This window comes from Pseudomonas sp. P4_C3, from assembly GCF_056402075.1.
Map to the genome: position 1 here is coordinate 1 of NZ_JBFUIC010000260.1, position 5,886 is coordinate 5,886.

4 protein-coding genes and 1 pseudogene are annotated in these 5,886 nt (G+C 60.0%); 4 read left to right on the top strand and 1 reads right to left on the bottom strand.

Going from position 1 to position 5,886, the window contains the following annotated elements; genetic code table 11:
• Positions 1 to 895: amidohydrolase family protein (locus AC1DVH_RS24990; protein WP_477756068.1), on the bottom strand; the 895-nt coding region annotated here is incomplete at its 3' end.
• Between the two features lie 108 nt (positions 896 to 1,003).
• Here AC1DVH_RS24990 and mtnA point away from each other — a divergent pair.
• The 4 genes and pseudogenes from mtnA to AC1DVH_RS25010 all read left to right on the top strand — a co-directional run.
• Entirely contained in the window at positions 1,004 to 2,080 is a 1,077-nt protein-coding gene (mtnA, locus tag AC1DVH_RS24995) for an S-methyl-5-thioribose-1-phosphate isomerase (RefSeq protein WP_477756069.1), read from the top strand.
• Between the two features lie 415 nt (positions 2,081 to 2,495).
• Positions 2,496 to 5,150 carry a DNA gyrase subunit A gene (gyrA, locus tag AC1DVH_RS25000; protein ID WP_056727165.1) on the top strand — a complete coding sequence of 885 codons (2,655 nt, stop codon included), beginning with the start codon at positions 2,496 to 2,498 and terminating at the stop codon, positions 5,148 to 5,150.
• Positions 5,151 to 5,242: 92 nt separating this feature from the next.
• Positions 5,243 to 5,323: pseudogene (locus AC1DVH_RS25005) on the top strand (outer membrane lipoprotein carrier protein LolA); the annotation flags it as partial.
• Positions 5,324 to 5,351: 28 nt separating this feature from the next.
• A partial coding sequence (locus tag AC1DVH_RS25010) for an aminotransferase class V-fold PLP-dependent enzyme (RefSeq protein ID WP_477756070.1) occupies positions 5,352 to 5,886 on the top strand: 535 nt, incomplete at its 3' end.

Consider the following 5,886-nt stretch of genomic DNA (forward strand, 5'->3'; position numbering starts at 1 on the left):
GCCACAAACGCTCGACCGGGCAGAACCCGCTGGCCAGCTTCAGGTTCGACTCCGGGCAATGAATCACATTGCTGTTGCTTTCTACCAGCAGCGCCAGGTCTTCTTCGCTGATCTGGGTCATGTGAACCGCCTGGAAGCGCGGTCCCAGCAAACCCAGGCGCGCCAGTCGGGCCAGTGGTCGTTCACCGCGCTGCTCGACCGATTGTTGTACTTCGAAGGCGGTTTCATGCACGTGCATGTGGATCGAAGCGTCCAGTTCCTCGGCGATCATCCGGATTTTTTCCAGGTTTTCGTCGCCTACGGTGTAGGGTGCATGGGGGCCGAAGGTGATTTTGATGCGTTCGTGGTGCTTGAGATCGCCAAACAGTTCAACGCCCTGACGAATGGCTTCGTCCGCCGTGGCGGCCCCCGGAATCGGGAAGTCGAGGATCGGAATCGCGATTTGCGCGCGAATGCCGCTGTTGTGCACGCGCTCGCTGGCAACCTTCGGGAAGAAGTACATGTCAGAGAAACAGGTGATGCCGCCTTTGATTTGCTCGGCGATGGCAAGGTCGGTACCGTCGCGCACGAAAGCTTCATCGACCCATTTGGCCTCGGCGGGCCAGATATGGTTTTCCAGCCAGGTCATCAATGGCAGATCATCGGCCAGGCCACGGAACAGCGTCATCGCCGCGTGCCCGTGGGCATTGATCAGGCCGGGGCTGAGCAGCATGTCGGGCAATTCGCGGGTTTCGGTTGCGTTAAGCTTCAGCGCGGCGGAACGTGGGCCGATAAACACGATGCGTCCATCACGGATGCCCACGCCATGTTCCTTGAGGACAACACCAGCGGGTTCGACGGGTACCAGCCAGGTCGGCAGCAATAACAGGTCGAGCGCAGCGGCAGTGTTCGGCATCGAGGGTCGGTTCCAGTGCTTTTGTATGGGATGGCGAAGTATACCCGAGCGTCTTCGCGGGGGGATCGCTATAATCGGCGGCTTTTGTTCATGAGTGCGGGGTGAGGGATGCGCGATCGACTGTTGGCTGCGGAAAAGGTAAAGGCCATCGATTGGCGTGATGGCGCTCTCCATCTGCTGGATCAGCGTATTTTGCCGTTCGAGGAAACCTGGATTGCCTACACCAGTGCAGCGGGTGTGGCCGAGGCCATCCGCTCGATGGTGGTGCGCGGCGCTCCGGCTATTGGTATTAGTGCGGCTTATGGCATCGTACTGGCAGCCCGCGCCCGGATTGCCGAAGGGGGTGACTGGTACGCTGCACTGGAAGAGGATTTCATGCTGTTGGCCGATTCCCGTCCTACCGCCGTCAACCTGTTCTGGGCGCTGGGCCGCATGCACGACCGGCTCGATCGCCTGAAAAACAATGCCGATCCGCTGGAGGCACTGGAGGCCGAGGCCATCGCCATTCACGAAAGTGATCGCGAAGCCAACCTGACCATGGCCCAGCTGGGTGTGGACCTGATCCGCAAGCATCAGGGCAACGCCCAGGCGATCCTCACCCACTGCAACACCGGCGCACTGGCCACGGGCGGCTTTGGCACGGCGCTGGGGGTGATTCGTGGTGCATTCATCGAAGGTATGATCGAGCAGGTCTATGTCGACGAAACCCGCCCATGGCTGCAGGGCTCGCGGCTGACCGCATGGGAGCTGGCCAATGAAGGCATTCCCGTGACCCTCAATGTCGATTCCGCCGCCGCGCATATCATGAAGACCAAAGGCCCTACCTGGGTCATCGTCGGCGCTGACCGGATCACCGCCAATGGCGACGTGGCCAACAAGATCGGCACCTATCAACTGGCGGTCAACGCCATGCACCACGGCGTGCGCTTCATGGTGGTGGCGCCGAGTTCGACCATCGACATGAACCTGGCCAGTGGCGATGACATTCCGATTGAAGAGCGTGATGGTCGCGAGTTGCTGGAGGTCGGTGGCAAGCGCGTCGGGGCTGACGTCAATGCCTTCAACCCGGTGTTCGACGTGACGCCGGCGGATCTGATCGATGCGATCGTCACCGAAAAAGGCATCGTCGAGCGCCCGGATACGGCGAAGATGGCGCAGTTGATGTGCCGTAAGCGTCTGCATTGATAATCTTTGGTGTCTGGTAAGCCGCCATCGCGAGCAAGCTCGCTCCCACAGGTTTTGTGTGTACCGCAAACACTGTGGGAGCGAGCTTGCTCGCGATGGGGCCGTCAAACCCAATGAATCAACCCGAATCAGCCACAAATTCTCCATTCAACACAGCTCTAAGCCTCTCTCGTCCCCTTCAAGCCTGTCACCGGTCAACTAACTACTCTCCATGCGCGTCTGGGGGATAGGTGCGTGGCGGCTCTTGTGATAACATCCGGCGGTTTCCAAGGTTGCCCCGCGGGGTGATCTTTACTGCGCAGATCCATGGCATAACTCGTTGATTTGTCGTAAGCCAATGCATGGCACTGAGCCTGCAGCGGCGAGCTTCGTTGGTCCTGACGAAGTTTCACCAGAAAAAGGAATCAGGCTTCTCATGGGCGAACTGGCCAAAGAAATCCTCCCGGTCAATATCGAAGACGAGCTGAAGCAGTCCTACCTCGACTACGCGATGAGCGTAATTGTCGGGCGGGCACTGCCGGATGCGCGCGATGGCTTGAAGCCCGTGCACCGGCGCGTGCTGTTCGCGATGAGCGAGCTGGGCAACGACTTCAACAAGCCGTACAAGAAATCTGCCCGTGTTGTCGGTGACGTGATCGGTAAGTATCACCCGCACGGTGATACCGCGGTGTACGACACCATCGTTCGGATGGCACAGCCATTCTCCCTGCGCTACCTGCTGGTAGACGGCCAGGGCAACTTCGGTTCGGTGGACGGCGACAACGCCGCGGCCATGCGATACACCGAAGTGCGCATGACCAAGCTGGCGCACGAGCTGCTGGCTGACCTGCATAAAGAAACCGTGGACTGGGTGCCGAACTACGACGGCACCGAAATGATTCCGGCGGTCATGCCGACCCGTATTCCCAACCTGCTGGTCAACGGCTCCAGCGGTATCGCCGTAGGCATGGCGACCAACATTCCGCCGCACAACCTCGGTGAAGTCATCGACGGTTGCCTGGCGCTCATCGACAACCCTGAGCTGACCGTCGACGAGCTGATGCAATACATCCCCGGTCCGGACTTCCCGACCGCCGCGATCATCAACGGTCGCGCCGGCATCATCGAAGCCTACCGCACCGGTCGCGGGCGCATTTACATGCGCGCCCGCTCGATGATCGAAGACATCGACAAGGTCGGTGGCCGCCAGCAGATCGTCATCACCGAACTCCCTTACCAGCTGAACAAGGCGCGTCTGATCGAGAAGATCGCCGAGCTGGTCAAAGAGAAGAAGCTTGAAGGCATCACCGAACTGCGCGACGAGTCCGACAAGGACGGTATGCGCGTCGTGATCGAGCTGCGTCGCGGCGAAGTGCCTGAGGTCATCCTCAACAACCTCTACGCCCAGACCCAGCTGCAAGCGGTGTTCGGTATCAACATCGTCGCGCTGATCGACGGCCGTCCGCGGATCCTGAACCTCAAGGACCTGCTGGAAGCCTTCGTCCGTCACCGCCGCGAAGTGGTGACCCGTCGTACCGTGTTCGAACTGCGCAAGGCGCGCGAGCGTGGTCATATCCTTGAAGGTCAAGCGGTTGCCCTGTCGAACATCGACCCGGTCATCGCCCTGATCAAGGCGTCGCCAACGCCGTCGGAAGCCAAGGAAGCGCTGATCAGCACGCCTTGGGAATCCTCGGCCGTGGTGGCGATGGTTGAACGTGCCGGCGCCGATTCGTGCCGTCCGGAAAACCTCGATCCGCAATACGGTCTGCGCGACGGCAAGTACTTCCTGTCGCCAGAACAGGCGCAAGCCATTCTGGAACTGCGTCTGCACCGCCTGACCGGTCTGGAACACGAAAAACTGCTGGCCGAGTATCAAGAGATCCTCAACCAGATCGGCGAGCTGATCCGCATCCTCAACAGCGCCACGCGCCTGATGGAAGTGATCCGCGAAGAGCTGGAAGTGATTCGCGCCGAATACGGCGACGTGCGTCGTACTGAAATCCTCGATGCCCGTCTCGACCTGACCCTGGGTGACATGATCCCGGAAGAAGAGCGCGTCGTGACCATTTCCCACGGTGGCTACGCCAAGACCCAGCCGCTGGCTGCGTACCAGGCCCAGCGTCGTGGCGGTAAAGGCAAGTCGGCGACCGGCGTCAAGGATGAGGACTACATCGCTCACCTGCTGGTTGCCAACAGYCACACCACGCTGCTGCTGTTCTCCAGCAAGGGCAAGGTGTACTGGCTGAAAACCTACGAAATCCCTGAAGCGTCACGTGCTGCCCGTGGTCGTCCGCTGGTCAACCTGCTGCCGCTGGATGACGGTGAATACATCACCACCATGCTGCCGGTCGAGGAGTACACCGAAGGTCACTACATCTTCATGGCCACCGCCAACGGCACCGTGAAGAAGACCCCGCTGGAATCCTTCAGCCGTCAACGCAGCGTCGGCCTGATCGCGCTGGAGCTGGACGAAGGCGACGTGCTGATTTCCGCGGCCATCACCGATGGCGAGCGCGAAGTGATGCTGTTCTCCGATGGCGGCAAGGTCACCCGTTTCAAGGAATCCGACGTTCGTGCCATGGGCCGTACCGCCCGCGGTGTGCGCGGCATGCGTCTGCCGGAAGGCCAGAAGCTGATTTCCATGCTGATCCCGGAAGAAGGCAGCCAGATCCTCACAGCTTCGGCGCGTGGCTACGGCAAGCGCACGGCGATCACCGAGTTCCCTGAGTACAAGCGTGGCGGCCAGGGCGTTATTGCCATGGTCAGCAACGAGCGTAACGGCCGTCTGGTCGGTGCGGTCCAGGTGCTCGACGGCGAGGAAATCATGCTGATTTCCGACCAGGGCACTCTGGTGCGCACCCGTGTCGACGAAGTGTCCAGCCTGGGTCGTAACACCCAGGGCGTGACCCTGATCAAACTGGCCAACGATGAAACGCTGGTCGGTCTGGAGCGGGTTCAGGAGCCGTCGGAAGTCGAAGGCGAAGAGCTGGAAGGTGAAGAGGGTGAAGGGTTTGTCGGTGAAGTCGTGATCGACGACGTTGCCGAAGACCAGCAACTCGACGCCGCCGCTGACGAAGAACCACAGGAATAAGCGGGTAAGCAGGGGGCGGATGAAAATTCGCCCCCTTGTTGTTTGTCCGTACGGAAATACTGAAATCCCATGTAGGAGCGAGCTTGCTCGCGATGGTCGTCAACGATAACGCAGGGCGTCTGGTGCACCCTTGTGCTCTCAGGTTTTTCGCGAGCAAGCTCGCTCCYACAGTGATACCACCAAATCAGAGCGAGATTGGATGTGAGCAAGAGAGCCTATAACTTCTGTGCCGGTCCTGCGGCGCTTCCCGAAGCTGTCCTGCAGCGCGCCCAGGGTGAACTCCTCGACTGGCACGGCAAGGGTCTGTCGGTCATGGAAATGAGCCATCGCAGTGATGAGTTCGTGTCCATCGCCACCAAGGCCGAGCAGGATCTGCGTGATCTGCTGAATATCCCCTCGAACTATAAAGTGCTGTTCCTGCAAGGTGGCGCCAGCCAGCAATTTGCTCAGATTCCTCTGAACCTGTTGCCGGAAAACGGCTCGGCCGACTATATCGACACCGGTATCTGGTCACAGAAAGCCATCGAAGAAGCTTCACGCTTCGGCCACGTCAACGTTGCCGGCACCGCCAGGCCTTACGACTATTTCGCCATTCCCGGCCAGAACGAATGGAAGCTGTCGAAAGACGCGGCCTACGTCCACTACGCGCCGAACGAAACCATTGGCGGCCTGGAATTCCAATGGATTCCGGAAACCGGTGATGTTCCGCTGGTCGCCGACATGTCCTCGGACATCC

What these genes read in the sequence shown, in the direction of transcription:
- mtnA (WP_477756069.1), top strand. Translation starts at nt 1,004, where the DNA reads ATGCGCGATCGACTGTTGGCTGCGGAAAAGGTAAAGGCCATCGATTGG.